Source organism: Plantactinospora sp. KLBMP9567, assembly GCF_033446045.1.
Lineage (GTDB): Bacteria > Actinomycetota > Actinomycetes > Mycobacteriales > Micromonosporaceae > Plantactinospora.
On the sequence record NZ_JAWQRR010000044.1, the window covers coordinates 43,052 to 62,246 of the forward strand.

Consider the following 19,195-nt stretch of genomic DNA (forward strand, 5'->3'; position numbering starts at 1 on the left):
GGAAATCTCCTCTCGGGCGAGGTCAGGCCCGGGCGATCGCCACCGCCACCAGCAGCGGTACGACACGCCCGGCGGGCACCTCGTAGCGCCCCCGGCCGGGGCTGTGCAGCCAGCCGGCCGCGGCCAGTTGCCGCAGGTGGTGGTAGGCCTGTCCGGTGGTGCCCAGGCCGTCGAGTGCGGTGAGCTCGGCGACCGTACGCCGGCCGGCGAGGATCTCGCGGAGCAGTCGCAACCGGACCGGGTGGCCGAGTGCGGCGAAGGAGTCCGCCACGTCGCTCCAGTCGCCCGCCTCGCCGTCGAGCAGGGCCTCGGTCGGCAGGCCGTACTGCCAGTCGTAGCGCTCGTGGCTGGGTAACCGGACCGAGCCGGTGTAGAGCACGCCGCCCTGCTCGGCGCCGAGCGCGGCGAGCCGCGCCTTCAGGCCGTCCAGGGCCCAGAAGTCGCCCTCGCCCGGCGGTGGCTGCGGCGGGGCCGCCGGGGTGTCCGCCCGCTCCTCCAGGGTTGCCAGCCGGCGTTCCAACTCGGCAACCCGCTCCTCCAACGTCATGAGCTCGAAGTTTACGTAATTACGTAACTCCCTGCCAGTCCGCGCCTGCCGCCGAGGAATGTCCGCAGCTCAGGCGGGGGCCGCAGCCGACCGCCGGGTCGAGCCCGCCCCACCGGCTGGCACCCCCGCCCCACCGGGCTCCGGTTCCGTCGTCCCGGCCGCCAGCCCCGCCGCGCCGATCTCGGCCGTACGCAGTGCCCGGACCCGCCGTTCCCGGGCCGGCCCGGAGAGCAGGTGGGCCACCGCGACCACGCCGCCGAGCGCCGCGCAGCCCAGCCAGAGTGCCGCGTTGCCGAACTGCTCCCGCACGAAGCCCCCGGCGACCGGGGCGGCGAACGTCGCCACCGACCAGGAGAGCGAGAAGAGTCCCTGGTAGCGACCGCGCAACGCCGCCGGGGACAGCTCGGCGATCAGCGTCGAGTTGGAGGGCGAGTTGAGCATCTCGCCGAGGGTCCAGATCAGCACGGTGAGCACGTAGAACCAGGCTGCGTCCGCGAACGCGGTCAGCCCGAAGCCGACCCCGACGATCAACGCGGCCAGCGCCAGTACCCGCGAGCGGCCCCGCCCCCGGATCAGTCGCGGTACGAAGAGCTGCCCGGCGACGATCAGCACCCCGTTGACCGCGATCACCGACCCGTACGTCGACGGCGACAGCCCGTCCTGGCCCATCGCGATCGGCAGCATCGAGATGTGCTGCATGAAGACCAGCGCCAGCAGGATGTTCAGCGCCACGAAACCGACGAAGACCCGGTCGCGCAGCGCGCTGCCCAGCCCGCCCCGGTGCGGGGCGGCCAGGCCGGTCGCCGGCGCGGCACGGACCCGGCGGGTCTCGCCCACCCTCATAAAGATGATCAGTGCGGTGGCGACCGTGGTCGCCGCGTCGACCACGAAGAGCAGCAGGTAGCTCGCCTCGGCGGCCAGCCCGGCCAGGATCGCGGCGGAGGCGAAGCCGAGGTTGATCGCCCAGTAGTTCAGGGTGAAGGCGCGCAGCCGGTCCCGTTCCGGCACGACGTCGACCATCATCGCGCCGAAGGCCGGCCGGGCCGCCTCGGCGAACATCCCGAGCAGCAGCGCCCCGAGCCCGACCAGCCAGAGGTCCCGGGCGAAGCCGAGCGCCAGCATCATCGCCGCCGCGCCGAGGTGCGCGGTGAGCAGGGTGGGCCGCCGGCCCCACCGGTCGGCCAGGATCCCGCCGGTGAGGGTGCCGACCGCGCCGCCGGCGCCCCAGAGGCCGAGCACGATCCCGGCCTGGAACTCGGAGAAGCCCCGCTCGGTGGTCAGGTAGATGGCCAGGAAGACGAGGACGAAGGAGCCGAGCCGGTTGATCAGTGTGCCGGCCCAGAGGTACCAGAAGGTCCGGGGTAGACCGCCGGTGGTGTCCTGGAACCACTTCCCGACCGCCCGCATCCGCCGCCCCCGTACTTGTAATGACCGCTCATCGTTAAACGCCTTACGAAGCTAGTGCGGCGGGTCCGGCCTGGTCATCCCGTTTTCCACGTGTCGGTCGTCACCCCGGGTCGCCGCATGGCGGTCGGGCGGGTCCGGCAGGATGAGTTGCATGACTGCGAGCACGAGTGATCGGCCGGAGGAAACCGTGGTGGCAGGCGAGGGCGCCGCGGTGGGCACGTTGGTGCTGCTCCGGCACGGCGAGAGCGACTGGAACGCCAAGAACCTCTTCACCGGCTGGGTCGACGTGGACCTCACGGCCAAGGGTGAGAGCGAGGCCCGGCGCGGCGGCGAGCTGCTGCGCGCGCACAACCTGCTGCCCGACGTGCTGCACACCAGCGTGCTCCGCCGGGCGATCCGCACCGCCGAGCTGGCGCTGAACGCCGCCGACCGGCACTGGATCGCGGTACGCCGCTCCTGGCGGCTCAACGAGCGGCACTACGGCGCGCTCCAGGGCAAGGACAAGAAGCAGACCCTGGCCGAGTACGGCGAGGAGCAGTTCATGCTCTGGCGCCGGTCGTACGACACCCCGCCGCCGCCGATCGCCGACGGCGACGAGTGGTCCCAGGCCGGCGACCCGCGCTACGCCCTGCTCCCGCCCGAGCTGATGCCGAAGACGGAGTGCCTGAAGGACGTCGTCGACCGGATGCTGCCGTACTGGTTCGACTCGATCGTCCCGGACATCCTGGCCGGTCGCACCGTGCTGGTCGCCGCGCACGGCAACTCGCTGCGGGCGCTGGTCAAGCACCTGGACGACATCTCCGACGAGGCGATCGCCAAGCTCAACATCCCGACCGGGATCCCGCTGCGCTACGACCTCGACCGGTCGATGCGCCCGCTGGTGACCGGCGGGGCGTACCTCGACCCCGAGGCGGCCAAGGAAGCCGCCGCCGCGGTCGCCAACCAGGGCCGCTGAGCCGCACGACGCCGAACGCCCCTTCCCGGCCCAGGGAAGGGGCGTTCGACGTGTTCGGGTTCAGTCGGTGACGGGCTCGCCGGTGACCAGGTAGACGACCCGGCGGCCGGCGTTCACCGCGTGGTCGGCGTACCGCTCGTAGAAGCGGCCGAGCAGGGTCGCGTCGATGGCGGTCTCCACCCCGTACGGCCAGTCGTCGGCGAGCAGCACCGCGAAGAGCTGCCGGTGCAGGTCGTCCATGGCGTCGTCGTCGGAGTCCAGCTCGGCGGCGAGATCGGCGTCAGGCTTGGAGAGTACGTTCGCGATCTTGTCGGCGATCCGGTCCGCCACCCCGGCCATCTCGGTGAAGACCGGGCGCAGTTCGGCCGGTACGGCGGGCGACGGGTGCCGGCGTACGGCCGTCTTGGCCACGTGGTCGGCGAGGTCGCCCATCCGCTCCAGGTCGGCGGCGACGTGCAGGGCGGTGATCAGGGCGCGCAGGTCGGAGGCGACCGGCGCCTGCCGGGCCAGCAGGTCGCAGACCCGCTCCTCGACCTGCCGGTAGAGGGAGTCGATCTCCGCGTCCCGTTCGATCACGGTCTCGGCGGCCGACCGGTCGGCGGTGAGCAGCGCCCGGGTGGCCTGGCGCATGGCGGCCCGGATCGCCTCGGCCATGTCCACCAGCAGCTGGCTCACGATGTTCAGGTCGATCCGGAATTCGTCGCGCATGATCACGTCCTGCGGGGAGTGGCGGTTTCGCCGACCGTGGCGGGTTCGCGCACGGACGGTGCTACAGGTGTCGGTCCGGACCACGGTAGGGGGATCCGGCGGCGCCGGGGTGAACATCGGTGAACGGCACTGGGCCGGCGGGTGAACATTCTCGGATGCGCGCGTGATTCGCCCAATTTTGCCTGGTCGATAGGTTAACGATGACCCTACGATCGCCGCGTGGAATGGGGGGTGGTCGCGGGCGTGCTCGTCGGGCTCGGCCTCGGCCTGTCCCTCGGTCCGCTCCGCCACCGGGTCGCCGGATGGTTCTCGGCCGGGCGCACCGCGACCGGACGAGGCGGGACACGCAGCAACAGGAGGCCGGCGATAGGCACTGACGAGCAGGCCGGCGGGCTGCCGGGACTCGGCCGCAAGAGCCTCGACTCGCTCCGGGTCGGGGTGGTCGTCCTCGACGCCCACGACGTTCCGGTCCTGGTGAACCCGGCCGCCCGGGCGATGGGACTGCTCCGGGTCGGCGCCACCCCCGGCACGGTCGCCGCGCACCCGATCATCCGTACCCTGGCCGGCCAGGTGCGGCGCACCGGAGTGCGCCGCGAGGTCGAGCTGGACCTGCCCCGGGGCCGCGAGGGCGGCATGTCCGACCCGCTCGGCGTGCACCTGCGGGCGATGGGCCTGGGCTCCGGTTACATCGCGGTTGAGGCGGCCGACGTGACCGAGTCGCACCGGGTCGCCCGGGTCCGCCGGGACTTCGTCGCCAACGTCAGCCACGAGCTGAAGACCCCGATCGGTGCGCTGCAACTGCTCGCCGAGGCGCTGCTGGACGCCACCGACCAGACCACCGGAAACGGGACTCTGGACCCCTCCGAGGACATGGCGGCCGCCCGCCGGTTCGCCGAGCGGATCCAGCACGAGTCCACCCGGCTCGGCAAGCTCGTCAACGAGCTGCTCGAACTCACCCGGCTGCAGGGCGCGGAGCCGCTGCCCGCGCCGGAGCCGGTCGCGCTGGACTGGGTCACCGCCGAGGTGGTCGACCGGACCCGTACCGCCGCCACCGCCCGGGAGATCACCGTCGTGGTCGAGGGCGAACGGGACCTGACCGTCTACGGCAGCGACAGCCAGATCGCCACCGCGGTCAGCAACCTGGTGGAGAACGCGATCGCGTACTCCGCGGAGCGGACGCAGGTGACGGTGGCGATCAAGAGCACCGGCGAACACATCGAGATCGCCGTCACCGACCAGGGCATCGGGATCGCCCCGGACGACGTGGGCCGGATCTTCGAGCGCTTCTACCGGGCCGACCAGGCCCGGTCACGGCAGACCGGCGGGACCGGGCTCGGCCTGGCGATCGTCAAACACATCGCCACCAACCATGGCGGCCGGGTCGAGGTGTCCAGCACTCTTGGTGGTGGCTCGACGTTCACCCTCCGGCTTCCCGCGCGTCCGCCGGACGCCTTCCTACCGCCAGCCCCGTCAGTTGAGATCGAGACCGGTTCGTTCGGATAGTTCCGAGCGGACCGACACCAGAGAGGAAAGTCCGTGGCCCGCGTACTCGTGGTCGAGGATGAGGAGTCGTTTTCCGACGCCCTCTCCTACCTGCTGCGCAAGGAAGGATTCGAGGTCTCGGCCGCGGCGACCGGTACCGCGGCGCTGACCGAGTTCGACCGCACCGGCGCGGACATCGTGCTGCTCGACCTGATGCTGCCGGAGATGTCCGGTACCGAGGTGTGCCGGCAGCTCCGGCAACGTTCCCAGGTGCCGATCATCATGGTCACCGCCCGGGACAGCGAGATCGACAAGGTGGTCGGGCTGGAGATCGGCGCCGACGACTACGTGACCAAGCCGTACTCGCCGCGCGAGCTGGTCGCCCGGGTCCGGGCGGTACTGCGGCGGCGTGGCAACGAGACGGTCGAGCCGGGCACCCCGACGCTGACCGCCGGCCCGGTCCGGATGGACATCGAACGGCACGTGGTCACCGTCGACGGCTCCCCGGTGCAGCTTCCGCTGAAGGAGTTCGAGCTGCTGGAGCTGCTGCTCCGCAACGCCGGGCGGGTGCTCACCCGGGGGCAGTTGATCGACCGGGTCTGGGGCGCGGACTACGTCGGCGACACCAAGACCCTCGACGTACACGTGAAGCGGTTGCGCTCGAAGGTCGAGCCGGAGCCGTCCGCACCGCGCTTCATCGTCACCGTCCGGGGCCTGGGCTACAAGTTCGAGCCGTAGGCCGGGGCGTTCGCCCGGTCAGCGGGACGTGCCGCGCGGCCTCCGCTGCGGTGCCGGCCGCCGGCCGGCGCTGGCGGCCTTCGGGCTGGCCGGCTCCCGGCCACCCTCCTCGGGACGGTCCAGCACCGGGTCGGCCCCGGCGGTCGCCGGATGCGTCGCCACCAGGCCGCGCCGCTCCCGCTCCGCGCACAGCTCGGCCAGTTTCGCGTACGCCGGCTTGCCGATCAGCGCGGTCAGCTCCGGCTCGTACGACAGGTACATCGGCTCGGTGCCGACGTGCGCCTCAGGCGACGAGGTGCACCACCAGTCGAGGTCGTGCCCGCCCGCGCCCCAGCCGCGCCGGTCGAACTCGCCCAGCGTCGAGACCAGCACCTTCGTCCCGTCCGGCCGCTTGACCCAGTCCTGGTCCCGGCGTACCGGTAGCTGCCAGCAGACGTCCGGCTTGTATTCCAGCGGGTGTACGCCGTCGCGCAGTGCCTGGGCGTGCAACGCGCAGCCGCCCCCGCCGGGAAAGTCGGCGTCGTTGAGGAAGACGCACGGCGCCTCCTCGCTCCGGGTCGCCGTACGCCGGGCCGGGGTCTCGCCGTCCACCGAGTCCATCTCGGTGTAGTTCTTGAAGCCCCGCCGGTAGTGCTGCCACGTCTGCGGGGTGAGCCGCTTGACCGCCGACCGGACCCGCTTCTCGTCGTCGGCGTCGGTGAAGAACGCGCCGTGCGAGCAGCAGCCGTCGGCGGCCCGGCCGGCGATGATGCCGTGGCAGGCCTGGCCGAAGACGCAGGTCCACCGGGAGAGCAGCCAGGTCAGGTCGGCCCGGACCAGGTGCTCGGGGTCGGCCGGGTCGGCGAATTCGAGCCACTCCCGGGGAAAGTCGAGCGGGACCTCCCGGCTGCGGGGGTCGGCGGGGTCGTCCACCAGGATCCGGAGCTGGTTACGTGCTGCTGCCACCCGGTCAGCCTACGCCCGCTATCCGCCCGCGACCTGCGTCTAGTGTCTTTCCCATGCGACTCGGCGTGCTTGATGTCGGTTCCAACACCGTGCACCTTCTGGTCGTGGACGCGCACCACGGCGCCCATCCGTGGCCGGCGCACTCCGAGAAGGCGGTGATCCGGCTCGCCGAGCAGATCGGCCGGGACGGGGAGTTGACGGTCGCCGGGGCGGACGCGCTGGTCGCGGCGGTGAACGAGGCGAAGATGGCCGCGGCCCGGCTGACCGCCGACGACCTGCTGGCCTTCGCGACCTCCGCGGTCCGGGACGCCACCAACGCGCCGGAGGTGCTGACCCGGGTCCGTACCGAGACCGGGGTACTCCTCCAGGTGCTCTCCGGTGCCGACGAGGCCCGGATGACCTTCCTCGCCGTACGCCGGTGGTTCGGTTGGTCCGCCGGTCGGCTGCTGGTGCTGGACATCGGCGGCGGTTCGCTGGAGCTGGCGGCCGGGATCGACGAGGAACCCGAGTTCGCCCACTCACTGCCGCTCGGTGCCGGCCGGCTCACCCGGGAGTGGCTGGACGTGGGGCCGGACAGCAACCACACCCCGTCGTCGGCGGCGGTGGCCAAGCTGGAGGCGTACGTCGAGGAGATGCTGGAGACCGTGGTCGACGACACCGTCGAGGTTGGCTGGGACCGGGTCGCCGCCACCAGCAAGACGTTCCGGACCCTGGCCCGGCTCGCCGGGGCGGCGCCGTCGTCGGACGGGCTCTGGGCGCCGCGCAGCCTCTCCCAGACGGGGCTGCGGCAGGTGATCGGGTTCATCCGGCACATTCCGCCGAGCAAACTCTCCGAGCTCGAAGGGGTCAGCGCCCGTCGGGCACACCAGTTGCTGGCCGGGGCGATCGTGGCCGAGGCGGCGATGCGCCGGCTCGGGGTGGAGAACCTGGACGTCTGCCCGTGGGCGCTCCGGGAGGGTGTGATCCTGCGCCGGCTCGACCTACTGGAGCCGGCGCAGGGCCCACGAGAGCCGGTCTGACCTGCGAGTTTGTCCCTCGCTGGGGCCTTGTGGCCGGTGCGCGACCGGGTGTGGTTCGCCGGGTCGGGCTACCCTGAGACCGTGACCACCCGCGTACTGCTGTCCAGTTCCTCGGTCTTCCCCGAGCCGACCGCGGCCGCCTTCGAGATGGCGGCGGCGCTCGGCTACGACGGCGTCGAGGTGATGGTCTGGACCGACGCGGTGAGCCAGGACGCCGGAGCACTGCACGGCCTGGCCCGGCACTACGGGGTACCGGTGCTCTCGGTGCACTCGCCCTGCCTGCTGGTCACCCAGCGGGTCTGGAGTCCCGACCCGTGGGAGCGGCTGCGTCGCTCGGCGGTGCTGGCCGAGACCCTGGAAGCGTCGACCGTGGTGGTGCACCCGCCCTTCACCTGGCAGCGGGATTACGCCCGCTCGTTCGTCGACGGGCTGGGCAAGCTCGGCGACGAACACCCGGGGATCCGGTTCGCGGTGGAGAACATGTACCCGGTCCGGATGGCCGGCCGGGAGTTCGTCCCCTACATGCCGGGGTGGAACCCGACCGACACCGGTTACCCCGCCTACACCCTGGACCTGTCACACTGTGCCGCCTCGCACAGCGACGCGCTGGAGATGGCCGACAAGATGGGGGCCGGGCTGGCGCACGTACACCTCGGAGACGGCACCGGCGAGGGTCGGGACGAGCACCTGGTGCCCGGCCGGGGCACCCAGCCCTGCGCCGAACTGCTGACCTCGCTCGCCGGGCGTGGCTTCACCGGCTCGGTCGCGGTGGAGGTCTCCACCCGGCGGGCCCGCAGCCGCGCCGACCGGGAGGGCGACCTGCGGGCGGCGCTGGAGTTCGCCCGCCAGCACCTGGCCGCGCCGACCCCGGTCGACGCCCGCTGACCGACAGCCGGCACCGGGGCCGGTACGCGACGCCGTATTGACCGGCGGGATTGTCGGTGCCGGTCAATACCATCGTCGAATGGTGACCGTAGCCGAGGTACGGGCGCTGGCCCGGACGCTGCCGCGCAGCAGCGAGCACCTGATCCGTGACCGGGTGAAGTTCCGGGTCGGCGCGATCGTCTACGTCGCCTTCTCCCGGGACGAGACGACGATGGGTTTCGGCTTCCCCAAGGAGGAACGCGACGCCCTGGTCGCCAGCGACCCGGAGCTGTTCTTCCTGCCCGGCGAGTCCGACCTGCGGTTCAACTGGGTCTGCTGCCACCTGGACCGGCTCGACCACGACCAGATGACCGAGCTGGTCACCGAGGCGTGGCGGATGGTGGTGCCCAAGTTCCTGGCCCGGCAGCGGCTGGGCGGCTGACCGGCGCGGTCAGTCCCTCATCTCCGGCGGCAGCACCGGTGTGGCCGGGCCGGTGCCCCGTGGGGGCCGGCGGTGGCGGCGGCGGCCCGGACTATCCCTTGGAATAGACCACGTTGTCGACGCCGGGCATCTCACGCAGTTCGGTGAGCAGCGGACCGGCGACGGTGCGGTCGAAGGCGTCGCGGTCGCGCAGGGTCAGCTTGAAGGACTCGGGGGAGGGTGTCGGGGCGTACGCCGTCCAGCAGCTCCGGGTCGTCCAGCCGGCCAGGCCGCTGCCCAGCAGGGTCGCCGACACCAGGATCATCGCGGCTCTGCGCCCGGTTCCGCAGCGTAGCGGAGCGCGGCGACCCCGGGTGCGGCCGGGTTTCCGCGCGCTGTGCCGTCCGCCGCCGCCGGCCTCACCGGCGTGTCGGGTTGCTGGTGATTGCTGGAAAAGAGTGGAACTCGTACTCTGCGGTCGTGCCGGAGCCGGTGGATCTGCTCGAACGCCGGATCGACGCCCTGCGGGCCGAGATCCGGCGCGCGGTGGCGGCCCGGGACACCGCCCGGACCCGGGGACTGCGGGCCGAGCTGCGGGCCGCCGAACGCGCCTGGGAGCAGGCCATCACCGACCTTGCCGAGGAGACGGGCGGCGAGCCCGCCGAGGCGGTCCCCGGGGTGGGGGTGCCGGGAGTACTCCCGCCGATCCGATCCGGGTCGCCGATGTCGTCCAGCTCCCTGGTGCCGGTACGCGAGCAGGTGCACCACGCGCTTACCCTGCTCTCCGTACCGGCCGCGCCGAAGCTGATCGCCGAGGTGCACGCGGCGTTCTTCGGGGCGCCGGGCACCGGCTTGGCGGCGAACCGGCTCACCCACCTGCGGCGGGACGAGAAGCGGTCGTTCGAGACGGCACCGTACGCCCGGCCGTACCATCTCTGCGCCGCGCTGACCGCCGCACACCTGGCGCCGGCCCGCGGCCTGATCGCGGTCTCGACCTGGTCGCTGGAGCGGCGGATCGTCGGCCCGCTCAGTCCCCGGGTCGACTTCCTGACCGCGGCGGTCCGGGTCGCGCAGCGCGCCGGCACGGTCCCGGACGGCAACGTCCCGGTCACCCGGCTGCTGTGGCGGTTCGCCACGAACATCCCGGGGGCGACCGGTTCGCCCGGCATGTTTGATCGACATGACACAGTGGATCCGCAGACGGTGATCCGGGCGGCCGAGGCCGAACGCGCGGTACACGCCGACGCCGACCGGACCCAGCGGGCGGCGGCGGCCGATCGGGCCCGCCGGCAGCTCGACGACGTGCAACAACTCTTCGGCAGTACGTTGCGGACGCTCCAGGGGAAGACGGCATGACGAGCATCAGCATGGGGACCAGCAGGAGCACCGCCGAGCGGCTGGCCGCGATCCGGGGCGGGGTCAAACCGAAGCGGCACAACGCCCGGACGATCGCCGCGCTGACCCGCAATCCCGGGTGTGCCCGGCGGGCCGTACTCGACACGGCCGGGGTGGACAAGCAGCGGCTGGCGGCGTACATCGACTTTCCGGCCCGGTTCGGGCAGTCCGGGTTCGCCATTGCCCGGGGCAACGCGTTCGAGGCGCAGGTGAAGGCGAGCGGCGCCGCCGAGTTGGTGAAACTGCTCCGGGAACGGCTCGGGCTGCCGATCCCCGAGGTGGCGTACGACGACCTGGAGACGGTGACCGGGCGGGAGAAGGAAACCCCCGAGGTCCGGTACGCCCGTTCCCGCGCGCTGTTGCTGCGGGCCGCCGCCGGGGACTCCGACGCCGGCACGCTCTTCGACCATCCGCTGCTCGGGCTCGACGTGGCAGGCCAGCGGGTCTATCTCGAACCGGACCTGATCGCGTTCCAGCACGAGGGCCGGTTTCACGTCGTCGAGATCAAGTCGTTCGCGGTGCTGGACGGGCAGGCCGACCCGGGCAAGGTGTCGTCGGCGGCGATCCAGTCCGCCGTCTACGTGCTGGCGATGCGCCAGATGCTGGCCGAGGCCGGGCACGACCCGGAGATCGTGGCGCACGATGTGGTACTGGTCTGCCCGCGCGACTTCTCCAACCAGCCCACGGCGGTGCTGGTCGACGTACGCAAGCAGTTGGCCGTGCTGCGACGGCAGCTCGGCCGGATGACGAAGGTCGACGCGATGCTGGCCGCCCTGCCGCCGAACCTGAGTTTCGACCTGGCGCCGGACGCCGACGGGGTGCCGACCCGGGCCCCGGAGGCGCTGGTCGACGCGCTACAGACGGTCGACGCCCGGTACGCCCCGGACTGCCTGTCGGTCTGCGAGCTGGCCTACTTCTGCCGGGCCGAGGCGCGCGGCTGCACCGCCGCGCTCGGCACCTCGGCCCGGGAGGAGCTGGGCGGGATCGAACGGGTCGAGACCGCGCTGGGGCTGGCGAAGGGCGAGCTGACCCCGGCCGAGGAGCAGGAGGAGGCGGCGGCGCTGCTCCGGAACGCCGCCCGGCTCCGCGCCGAGGTACTGGCGGCGGCCGGGGCGGCGGGATGACGCTGCGGCCGCTGTTGCCCGGCTCTGCCGGGTTGGAGTTGCTGCCCGGGCCCGCCGGGTCGGACATCCTCGGGTGCAGACTGTCGAGCTGGGTGCACAAACGGGGCACCCGCCTGGTCGCGGGCGCTCGGGCGGCGGCGGGCGCTCGGGCGGCGGCGGGCGCTCGGGTGACAGCGGTTGCCGGGCCGGTGACGGGTGCCGGGGCCGTGGCGTGAGCACGTTGACCGCGCTGGCTCGGGCCGAGGCGGTGGCGGCCGGGCACGCGCAGCGGATCACGACGGTACGTCACCTGCACGTCGCGGACCGGCCGCTGGTCTTCATCCCGCTGAGCATGGCTGGCGAGGCGAACGCGCCACTGGGTGCGCTGGTCGGCACCGACCCGGCCGTGCCGAGGCTGCTGGTGGTGCCGCAGCCGCGCAACCGGGACCAGCGGTTCGGCTTCGCCGCCGACCTGGCCGAGGTGCTGTTGCCCTATCTGGACAGCTTCCGGGGTGTCGCGGAGCCGGTCCCGGTGAATCGGGGCAAGGAGATCCGCTACCGGTTCGTGGACGCGCCGCAGGTGCTGGTGCCGAACTCGGCGGGGATCGGGTTCGTTCGGTTGTTCGGGCGGTCGACGCGGTTCCGGCGTACCGACGGGGACTATCCGGTGCACCCGTCGGTACCGCTACTCGGGCAGTGGCTGACCTTCCTGGCGGACCGGGCCGAACATCCGGGCTCGGGGATGCTGCTGGCGATGACCGAGGCGCTCGGGCTGCACTGGGCGACCGGGCAGTCCGCGTTGGAGGATGCGCATCTGGCGGCGCTACTGGCCTGGATCGACCCCGAGGATGGGCGCAGCGGGGCGGAAGCGGCGGTGGTGGCCGAGGATCCGTTGCACTGGCCGCCGGCCGGGCCGGCCACGGATCCGACCTTCGACAACGAGATCCTGGCGCCGGCGATGGCCGCGTACGAGGAGGCGGCGGCGAGTGGTGACGAGGTGCGGCGGTCGCGGGCTCGGGGCGTACTCGAAGAAGCTTTGCGGTCCCAGCTCACGCCGACCTGGGAGCTGATGTGGCGGGGCGTCTCGCTGCTCCGGGGACTGCCGGTCGGGTCGCGGGTGGCCGCGCGCTGGGCCGAGGACCGGGACGTGTTCAGCAACTTCGCGCTCTACGTCGACGGGGGCGGCTATCCGCAGCCGCGCCGGGACGGGGCGGTGAACGCGGCGCAACGGCTGCACCGGCTGGAACGGGCGTTGCAGTCGTACGCGGTCCAGCGCGCCTACGACGACCCGCTGGTGATGGCCGACTACCGGCTGACCGGGGAGGCGTTCGTGGGTGAGGTGACGCTGACGGACCCGCACCGGATCGACGACAGCGGGAAGCGGCGGGTGCTGCGACCCCGGATCCAGGTGACGACCGCCGATCCGGTGCAGGTGACGGTGGGGGCGGTGCTGCACTCGCCGAGCCGGCCGGGGCAGAAGGCCCGGGTGGTGTTCGTGACCCCGGACCCGTCGACTGGCCGGACGGACGTGGTGTTGGAGCTGTCGGGCGGGTTGGGGCGATCGCTGACCCCGGCGCCGGGGAGCGTGCCGGAGCTGGGGGACCGGCTCTGCTACACCTCGCTGTCGGACTCGTTCATGCCGCCGGGCGAGTTCCCGAGCCGGGAGGAGACGCCGTGGACGCACGGCGGGCCGCCGCAGGCGTACGAGGAGCCGGTCGAGCCGAGTGTTGACGACGCGCGGGAGGAGTGGTCGTGAGTTCTTCCCCTGGCCTGTTCGTGCCCGGTGGTGGACCTGGACAGTTGGTGTTGCCGCCGGGTGAGGCGGCGCGGCGGGTGATCGGGGAGGTGCTGGCCGACCTGCACAGCGGCGATCATCGCGGGGTGGTGGTCGACTCGCCGCCCGGGGCGGGAAAGTCGACGCTGGTGGTGCGGGCGGCGGGGGAGCTGGCCGAGGCGGGCGAGCCGTTGATCGTGATCGCGCAGACGAATGAGCAGGTCGACGACCTGATCGACCGGTTGGCGCAGGCCAAGCCGGAGCTGCCGATCGGGCGGTTGTCGGCGAACGACTACACGGCGACGGACCGGATCAAGAACTATTCGACGGTCCGGGTCGCGGCGAAGGTCGCGGACCTGGGCGGGTCGTCCGTCATCATCGGTACGGCCGCCAAGTGGGCCCTGGTGCCGGAGGGGCGCTGGCCGTGGGCGATCGTGGACGAGGCGTACCAGATGCGCTCGGATGCGCTGCTGCGGGTGGCGGGGCGGTTCGACCGGGCATTGTTCGTGGGTGATCCGGGGCAGTTGGATCCGTTCTCGACGGTGGAGACGGAGCGGTGGACCGGGCTGACCTGGGATCCGATGCAGTCGGCGGTGGCGGCGCTGCTACGGCACAACCCGGATCTGCCGGTACACCGGTTGCCGGTGTCGTGGCGGCTGCCGGCGTCGGCGGCCCCGGTGGTGGCGGAGGCGTTCTATCCGTTCACGGGCTTCTCGGCGGGGACGACGGCTGGTGAGCGGTCGCTGTCCTTTGCGACCGCTGGTTTTGGTGGCGGGGCGGTGGACGAGGCGTTGGAGATGGCGGCGTCGACCGGGTGGGCGTTGTACGAGCTGCCGGCGCGGCACACGTTGCGGACCGACGGGGAGGCGGCGGCGGCTTGTGCGCGGCTGGCGTTGCGGGTGTTGGAGCGGGGAGCGGTGGCGGTGTCGGAGCGTTCTCCCGGGGGCGCTCCCGTGACCGCCGATCGGATCGCGGTGGGGGCGGCGCATCGGGACCAGGTGGCGGCGATCCGGGCGCAGTTGGGGGCGGCCGGGGCCGGCATCACGGTGGACACGGCCAACCGGTTGCAGGGGCGCGAGTACGACGTGGTGATCGTGCTGCATCCGCTGTCGGGTCGGCGGGACGCGACCGCGTTCCACCTGGAGGCGGGGCGGTTGTGTGTGCTGGTGTCGCGGCACCGGCACGCTTGTGTGGTGGTGGCTCGGGCGGGGATCGGGGAGTTGCTGGACGCCCATCCGTCGACCGAGCCGGTGCACCTGAACGTACCGGTCAAGTTCCCGGACGGCTGGGAAGCCAACCAGTCGGTGCTATCGCGGTTACAGGGTGTTCGAGGCTACGCTCGCTGACGTGCCTGACGCGAAGCATCACGATGAATTCAAGCTGTCTATCACCAAGGCCCTGGCGGACCAACTCTCGGCCGCCCTTCAAAAGCTGACTCCGAAGTCTTTGACAGGTGAGGCGCTTGACGCGCTTCCCAAGGGGCCGGGTATATATCAGTTGTATGTGGATGATCAACGCGTGTACGTCGGCAAGGCGAGCAAGTCGCTTCCCGCGAGGCTCCGCAAGCACCATAAGAAGCTGTCGGGACGCCCTATCGCTGGTGGCGTGTCCTTCGTCTGTCTCTACCTAGACGAAGATCTGGAGGCGTCAGCCCCAGAAAAGATGTTGCTCGGTAAGTATGAGGGCAAATATGAGCGGACCGCTGGTGAGCAACCAGAGAAACTTCAATGGAACAACAATGGCTTCGGCAACAACGATCCAGGCCGAAGGCGGGATGGTAGTGCCGTCGAGGCGAATCACTTCGACGCTCTCTACCCGGTCAATCTTGATCTGCTGGTCAATTGGCTCACGCCCGGCCCGAGGACCGTTGCCAAGGTTCTGGCCGAACTGAAGAGGGGGCTGCCCTATAACCTCCGCTTTGAGAAGGACACCCCTCGGGCGCGACAGGATTACAATCAGGTTGTCCAAATACCTGATCAAGGTATCTCTGTGCGCACGGCTCTTAAACTAATCGTCGGCACACTAACAGAGGGTTGGCAAGCGACCGCGCTCCCCGGTTACCTGATCCTCTACTACGAGAGCACTAGCTACGATAGTGCCCAGTGTTGGTGGTCTCGTGCCGGCGCCAGCGTTGTCGAGACCCCAGGACCTGGCAAGTTCGCTCCAGCCACGGAAATCGCCGAGAAGTCAGAGGACGGGGAGAATGAAGAGGACTAACCCTAAGTTCGGCCAGCCTGCAAAGCGCTGAGAACGCGGCGAGTGGCGTCCTCGATCGGCTCATGCTCCCAGACACGGATAACGATCCATCCTGCCCTGGTCAACAGCTCCGTTGTTTCGGCGTCCCGGGCGCGGTTACCGTCGATTTTGGTCTTCCAGAACTCTTTGTTCTTCGTGGCCGGCCTGTGATGGTCCGGGCAGCCGTGCCAGTAACAGCCGTCAACAAAGACGGCGACCTTGGCGCGCGAGAAGACGATATCTGCGGTACGCCGTAACCCGGGCAGAGGAGGGTGGGAAGTTCGGTACCGCAGTCCCATCGCGTGCAGTCGCGCTCTCAAGAGGATCTCAGGTTTGGTGTCGCGGCCTCGGTTCGCTCGCATGATGTTCCGCGTTGCCTCGGATGAAGCCCACGAGCCATAGCCCCTTTGGTCGGTGCCCTTTCGCGCGGCAGGAGCTTCGCTGATACCACCAGGAGGTCGAGCCATGGCCCAAGCCGCGCGAAGGTTCTCGGCTCGTGTGGGCTGGCCCACCTCGCCAATGTATTTTTCTCTAGTAACCCCACCCTCAGACCAGCGAAGGTAGGCCCTGATCCGACGAGTCCGACGGTAAAGACGCAGCGCCATGGATGCCCGAGCGATCCGTCCATCTGGAAGGGTTAGTTCGCGTACTCTCCGTCCGCCCGCCGCCGCGTCCTGCTCGTCCGTCCTCGCAGCCGGCGTCATACCGGGGGCGCAACGCCAGGCGGTCTCGGGTGGCAGCGTCTCGTTCCAGGGGGAAGGCACTGGTCTCAGTACCCCGACTTCCGGCCCTTGTCCTGATGAAGCGCTCGCGCGATCCCATCGGCGAATACCCGCCCGAGGGTGACCGGCACGGCGTTACCGAGCTGCCTCATCTGTTCGCCTCGTGGCCCAGAAATCTGCCAATCGTCGGGAAAGGTCATGACACGGGCAGTCTCGCGTACGGTCATATAGCGATGTTCGCCGTTGTCAAGGAGCATGACCGATTCGCCTCCCGGAACGCCATGTACGCCGGCTTTGACTGTCTTCGCGGGCTTATCTAGCAAATTGGGAGTGTGCCCAGGGTAGATACGGGCTCCCGGCCAACCCTTGTGGTGGAACCACCCGGGGTAATCCTCCCCATCTACCAAGTCCTGCGGCAGTGGCAGCTCGTGCGGGCGATCTGGGTTGCCGTACAGTGCGTCGCGGAGGGTTCTCCAGGGCTTGATTCTTTCGTCTTCGATCGGCAATTGCTGAGGCAGCGCCTTCGTCACCGTGTCACGCACGCCCGAAGGGACGCCAACGTGGCGCTTCCAGTAGGAGCCATCGAGTTGCCCCCTAATCAGAGCAGTTTGTGAGTGACTCTGAGGGGGCTTGAAGTGCTCTTCCCAGTCTTTCCTTGTTATGCCGAGATCTGCGCGGAAGGCCACAATTATGATCCGCTTTCGGATTTGCGGCACCCCGTAGTCCGCCGCGTTAACCTCCATTGGGATGACCACGTAACGACGCTTCGATTTGCGCGAGATCTTCGCGTCTCGATCAAGCAGCTGTGCGTAATGCTCTTCCCAGGTGGCGTTCTTTCTGCGTTTCTCGAACGGTAGTTCCAGTTCGCTAAGGATGTAATCGAAATATGGCTTGAAGGAAGGTCGTAATAAGCCTCGGACGTTCTCGCATATCACCGCCTTCGGTTCAGTCTCCCGCACTACCCGGAAAAGCTCGGGAAACATGTTCCGTTGATCCTCGTATCCCTTGTGTGCTCCTCCAAGGCTAAAGGGCTGGCATGGCGGGCCACCTGCCACTACGTCTACTCCGTGTTCGCGGAGGTAGTCAAAGTGGAAGTCCCTTACGTCGCCCCTCAGTAGGGGCCACTTGTCGTCAATCCCGATGGGTATATGGTCCTCGTTCTTGCGCTCCTCGGCCTTGTTCATGAGGAGCGTGTCGCAGGCGTGTCGGACGAACTCGTTCATGACCAGGTGGCGGAACCCGGCCTGATGCATCGCCATTGCGAGACCGCCGCCGCCGGAGAACAACTCGATGCTCGTCCCTACCTCGGTCAACGGTTCGTCCTGGTTCTCCACCCCAAAACCATACCGCGGCCGGTGCGATCTTGAAAGTCCCTGTGACGACTGCTGTACCTGTCGTAGCTCGTGGTACCGCGAGGCGCCCCGGTGTCGTCAGGCTAGGACCGCTTGGCGTGGAGCCGAGTGAGCCACTCAACTGTCGCGTCTAGCGCTTCGTCTTCGTGGCGTCTGGCGTCAAAGCCGTGGTCGGCTCCTCGTACTGAGTGCAACTGGCAATCTTGGCGAGCCGTTGCGGCCGCGACGGAGGTCCCGTGGGAAACGTGCGTGTCGCTGTCGCCATGAACGATCAGCGTCGGCACACGGCTCGCGGCGAGTGACCTCCCGGGCTCGTGGCGATCCATCTCATTAAGTAGAGCCCAACCGAGTTCGAACTCGCCATCGACGAGCAGGTAATCGTCTCGGTCTGGCGTGGACCGCGCCGTGGGTCCAAAGTTAGCTTGGCCCCACGGGAGCGTGGGCTCCAGGAAGGTTTCACGGAGATCGAGTACCGGTTGCCACAGGACGAGACCGCAGAGCCGATCTTCGAGGCTTGGTAGTGAGAGGAGGGTAGGTACGGCGCCGAACCCTGTGGCCACCAGGTACAAGCTGCCCGGGCAGTCGGACTCGGCCGCTTCGATGGCAGCGGCCAGGTCGAGTACCTGATCGGCGATCGTGACACTCCGCTGGGTGCCCTCGCTGCCGCCATGGCCCCGGAAGGAGAAGCGCAACGTTGTTATCCCGGCATGCGGTAGTCGTTCGGCCAAACGCAGGTACATGCCCCCTTCGTCCATGTCCATCCCTAGGCCGTGGACGGCTACCAAGGTGCCTGGATTGTCAGAGCGGCGGGCGGGATGGAGGGCTGCTTCTAGGCGCGTTCCATCCACTGACTCCAGATCGAGCGTGTGCATCCACCCTCCTTCTGCCGCTTCATCACCGCGATCATCGAAATCTGGCCGCACTCCGTCAGCCGGCGTCTCTGCTCGACGGCGCGGCCCCTGCCGACTCGACTCGGCTAACTCGTCTCGGCTCGGTCCGCTACGAAGACACCCAACCCCTGGTGTCCGTAGAGTTCGCCGGTCTCAATCAAGATCGTAATCGCGGAGCGCACGGTGGACTGGCTGCGGACGTCATAAATCTCGGCGAGAGTCTTGGTCGACGGCAGCTTGTGGCCAGAGGGCCATTCACCGGATGCGATGCGCCGCCGGATGTCGGCGATTATCCGGCGGTAGTGCGGCTCGAACGGTCGTGATGCGGGCATGCGAAGGACTCCCAGCTAGGCCCCCACATCTGATCACGGCTGCTGGGAGTACTTCAAGAGCAACGTTGACTTTACCAACAATGACGGTAAAGTGCCGAGACGAGGATACGCCCAGCTAGGCACTGCGGTGACTCCTCGGGTCGGGGCGGTGCAAGCGCCAACCCATCGAATAACTCGGGCTGGCACGAGCGCTGCTCCGGCAACTAACGGGACTGGCCCGGGGCGGGTGCTGGGCTCCGGTCGGTACGTCTCGCGCGGTCGTACCGGTCGTCCCCGCCCGCCTCGGCGCCAACCCAGCAACCGGTC

General features: G+C 69.8%; 20 protein-coding genes. 11 read left to right on the forward strand and 9 right to left on the reverse strand.

Going from position 1 to position 19,195, the window contains the following annotated elements:
• Positions 1 to 22: 22 nt before the first annotated feature.
• Together R6Y94_RS33265 and R6Y94_RS33270 are read right to left on the reverse strand one after the other, a co-directional pair.
• Positions 23 to 547, reverse strand: coding sequence for a helix-turn-helix domain-containing protein (locus R6Y94_RS33265; protein ID WP_318400108.1), 525 nt, complete (start codon positions 545 to 547; stop codon positions 23 to 25).
• 69 nt (positions 548 to 616) lie between these two features.
• Positions 617 to 1,954: an MFS transporter gene (locus R6Y94_RS33270; RefSeq protein WP_318400110.1), complete on the reverse strand. Its 1,338-nt coding sequence runs from the start codon at positions 1,952 to 1,954 to the stop codon at positions 617 to 619.
• A gap of 187 nt (positions 1,955 to 2,141) precedes the next feature.
• Between R6Y94_RS33270 and R6Y94_RS33275 the strand changes: the two genes are divergently transcribed.
• Positions 2,142 to 2,909: a phosphoglyceromutase gene (locus R6Y94_RS33275; RefSeq protein ID WP_318400337.1), complete on the forward strand. Its 768-nt coding sequence runs from the start codon at positions 2,142 to 2,144 to the stop codon at positions 2,907 to 2,909.
• Between the two features lie 60 nt (positions 2,910 to 2,969).
• Here the strand turns inward: R6Y94_RS33275 and phoU are convergent, their stop codons facing one another.
• The gene (phoU, locus tag R6Y94_RS33280; protein ID WP_318400111.1) at positions 2,970 to 3,617 is read right to left on the reverse strand and encodes a phosphate signaling complex protein PhoU; all 648 of its coding nucleotides are present in this window, start codon (positions 3,615 to 3,617) and stop codon (positions 2,970 to 2,972) included.
• Between the two features lie 219 nt (positions 3,618 to 3,836).
• Here phoU and R6Y94_RS33285 point away from each other — a divergent pair, with 219 nt between their 5' ends.
• Positions 3,837 to 5,120, forward strand: a complete 1,284-nt coding sequence (locus R6Y94_RS33285; protein WP_318400113.1) for a sensor histidine kinase — start codon at positions 3,837 to 3,839, stop codon at positions 5,118 to 5,120.
• Between the two features lie 33 nt (positions 5,121 to 5,153).
• Positions 5,154 to 5,837, forward strand: coding sequence for a response regulator (locus tag R6Y94_RS33290; RefSeq protein WP_101369394.1), 684 nt, complete (start codon positions 5,154 to 5,156; stop codon positions 5,835 to 5,837).
• Positions 5,838 to 5,855: 18 nt separating this feature from the next.
• On the opposite strand, the gene R6Y94_RS33295 is transcribed toward R6Y94_RS33290, so the two are convergent.
• Complete coding sequence (locus tag R6Y94_RS33295) at positions 5,856 to 6,755, reverse strand: hypothetical protein (protein ID WP_318400338.1); 900 nt, start codon at positions 6,753 to 6,755, stop codon at positions 5,856 to 5,858.
• Between the two features lie 80 nt (positions 6,756 to 6,835).
• Here R6Y94_RS33295 and R6Y94_RS33300 point away from each other — a divergent pair, with 80 nt between their 5' ends.
• The 3 genes from R6Y94_RS33300 (at position 6,836) to R6Y94_RS33310 (ending at position 9,107) form a co-directional block, all read left to right on the forward strand.
• Entirely contained in the window at positions 6,836 to 7,801 is a 966-nt protein-coding gene (locus tag R6Y94_RS33300) for a Ppx/GppA phosphatase family protein (RefSeq protein WP_318400115.1), read from the forward strand.
• A 147-nt stretch (positions 7,802 to 7,948) separates the two neighbouring features.
• A complete protein-coding gene (locus tag R6Y94_RS33305; protein ID WP_318400339.1) occupies positions 7,949 to 8,686 on the forward strand; it encodes a sugar phosphate isomerase/epimerase in 738 nt (245 codons plus the stop codon).
• Between the two features lie 79 nt (positions 8,687 to 8,765).
• A complete protein-coding gene (locus R6Y94_RS33310; RefSeq protein ID WP_318400116.1) occupies positions 8,766 to 9,107 on the forward strand; it encodes an MmcQ/YjbR family DNA-binding protein in 342 nt (113 codons plus the stop codon).
• Positions 9,108 to 9,198: 91 nt separating this feature from the next.
• On the opposite strand, the gene R6Y94_RS33315 is transcribed toward R6Y94_RS33310, so the two are convergent.
• Complete coding sequence (locus R6Y94_RS33315; RefSeq protein ID WP_318400118.1) at positions 9,199 to 9,411, reverse strand: hypothetical protein; 213 nt, start codon at positions 9,409 to 9,411, stop codon at positions 9,199 to 9,201.
• 155 nt (positions 9,412 to 9,566) lie between these two features.
• Between R6Y94_RS33315 and R6Y94_RS33320 the strand changes: the two genes are divergently transcribed.
• From R6Y94_RS33320 to R6Y94_RS33340, 5 genes are all read left to right on the forward strand, one after another.
• Complete coding sequence (locus tag R6Y94_RS33320) at positions 9,567 to 10,442, forward strand: hypothetical protein (protein WP_318400119.1); 876 nt, start codon at positions 9,567 to 9,569, stop codon at positions 10,440 to 10,442.
• Positions 10,439 to 11,605, forward strand: coding sequence for a hypothetical protein (locus R6Y94_RS33325; protein ID WP_318400121.1), 1,167 nt, complete (start codon positions 10,439 to 10,441; stop codon positions 11,603 to 11,605). The genes R6Y94_RS33320 and R6Y94_RS33325 overlap by 4 nt, the downstream gene beginning before the upstream one ends.
• Positions 11,606 to 11,816: 211 nt before the next feature.
• A complete protein-coding gene (locus R6Y94_RS33330) occupies positions 11,817 to 13,340 on the forward strand; it encodes a hypothetical protein (RefSeq protein ID WP_318400122.1) in 1,524 nt (507 codons plus the stop codon).
• A 47-nt stretch (positions 13,341 to 13,387) separates the two neighbouring features.
• Entirely contained in the window at positions 13,388 to 14,704 is a 1,317-nt protein-coding gene (locus tag R6Y94_RS33335) for an AAA domain-containing protein (protein ID WP_412102944.1), read from the forward strand.
• Position 14,705: 1 nt separating this feature from the next.
• The gene (locus R6Y94_RS33340; protein WP_318400124.1) at positions 14,706 to 15,575 is read left to right on the forward strand and encodes a GIY-YIG nuclease family protein; all 870 of its coding nucleotides are present in this window, start codon (positions 14,706 to 14,708) and stop codon (positions 15,573 to 15,575) included.
• Positions 15,576 to 15,577: 2 nt separating this feature from the next.
• On the opposite strand, the gene R6Y94_RS33345 is transcribed toward R6Y94_RS33340, so the two are convergent.
• The 4 genes from R6Y94_RS33345 to R6Y94_RS33360 all read right to left on the reverse strand — a co-directional run bounded on the left by R6Y94_RS33345 (position 15,578) and on the right by R6Y94_RS33360 (position 18,889).
• Positions 15,578 to 16,297, reverse strand: a complete 720-nt coding sequence (locus tag R6Y94_RS33345) for a very short patch repair endonuclease (protein WP_318400126.1) — start codon at positions 16,295 to 16,297, stop codon at positions 15,578 to 15,580.
• A gap of 65 nt (positions 16,298 to 16,362) precedes the next feature.
• The gene (locus R6Y94_RS33350) at positions 16,363 to 17,649 is read right to left on the reverse strand and encodes a DNA (cytosine-5-)-methyltransferase (RefSeq protein WP_318400128.1); all 1,287 of its coding nucleotides are present in this window, start codon (positions 17,647 to 17,649) and stop codon (positions 16,363 to 16,365) included.
• A 101-nt stretch (positions 17,650 to 17,750) separates the two neighbouring features.
• Positions 17,751 to 18,539 carry an alpha/beta hydrolase gene (locus R6Y94_RS33355; RefSeq protein WP_318400129.1) on the reverse strand — a complete coding sequence of 263 codons (789 nt, stop codon included), beginning with the start codon at positions 18,537 to 18,539 and terminating at the stop codon, positions 17,751 to 17,753.
• A gap of 104 nt (positions 18,540 to 18,643) precedes the next feature.
• Positions 18,644 to 18,889, reverse strand: coding sequence for a GntR family transcriptional regulator (locus tag R6Y94_RS33360; protein WP_318400131.1), 246 nt, complete (start codon positions 18,887 to 18,889; stop codon positions 18,644 to 18,646).
• Positions 18,890 to 19,195 lie beyond the last annotated feature (306 nt).

Excerpts from the sequence above, each read along its gene's own strand:
- R6Y94_RS33325 (WP_318400121.1), top strand. The coding sequence starts at position 10,439 with ATGACGAGCATCAGCATGGGGACCAGCAGGAGCACCGCCGAGCGGCTG.
- R6Y94_RS33300 (WP_318400115.1), top strand. The coding sequence starts at position 6,836 with ATGCGACTCGGCGTGCTTGATGTCGGTTCCAACACCGTGCACCTTCTG.
- R6Y94_RS33310 (WP_318400116.1), top strand. The coding sequence starts at position 8,766 with ATGGTGACCGTAGCCGAGGTACGGGCGCTGGCCCGGACGCTGCCGCGC.
- R6Y94_RS33315 (WP_318400118.1), bottom strand. The coding sequence starts at position 9,411 with ATGATCCTGGTGTCGGCGACCCTGCTGGGCAGCGGCCTGGCCGGCTGG.
- R6Y94_RS33305 (WP_318400339.1), top strand. The coding sequence starts at position 7,949 with ATGGCGGCGGCGCTCGGCTACGACGGCGTCGAGGTGATGGTCTGGACC.
- R6Y94_RS33265 (WP_318400108.1), bottom strand. The coding sequence starts at position 547 with ATGACGTTGGAGGAGCGGGTTGCCGAGTTGGAACGCCGGCTGGCAACC.
- R6Y94_RS33345 (WP_318400126.1), bottom strand. The coding sequence starts at position 16,297 with ATGACGCCGGCTGCGAGGACGGACGAGCAGGACGCGGCGGCGGGCGGA.
- phoU (WP_318400111.1), bottom strand. The coding sequence starts at position 3,617 with ATGCGCGACGAATTCCGGATCGACCTGAACATCGTGAGCCAGCTGCTG.
- R6Y94_RS33355 (WP_318400129.1), bottom strand. The coding sequence starts at position 18,539 with ATGCACACGCTCGATCTGGAGTCAGTGGATGGAACGCGCCTAGAAGCA.
- R6Y94_RS33270 (WP_318400110.1), bottom strand. The coding sequence starts at position 1,954 with ATGCGGGCGGTCGGGAAGTGGTTCCAGGACACCACCGGCGGTCTACCC.
- R6Y94_RS33360 (WP_318400131.1), bottom strand. The coding sequence starts at position 18,889 with ATGCCCGCATCACGACCGTTCGAGCCGCACTACCGCCGGATAATCGCC.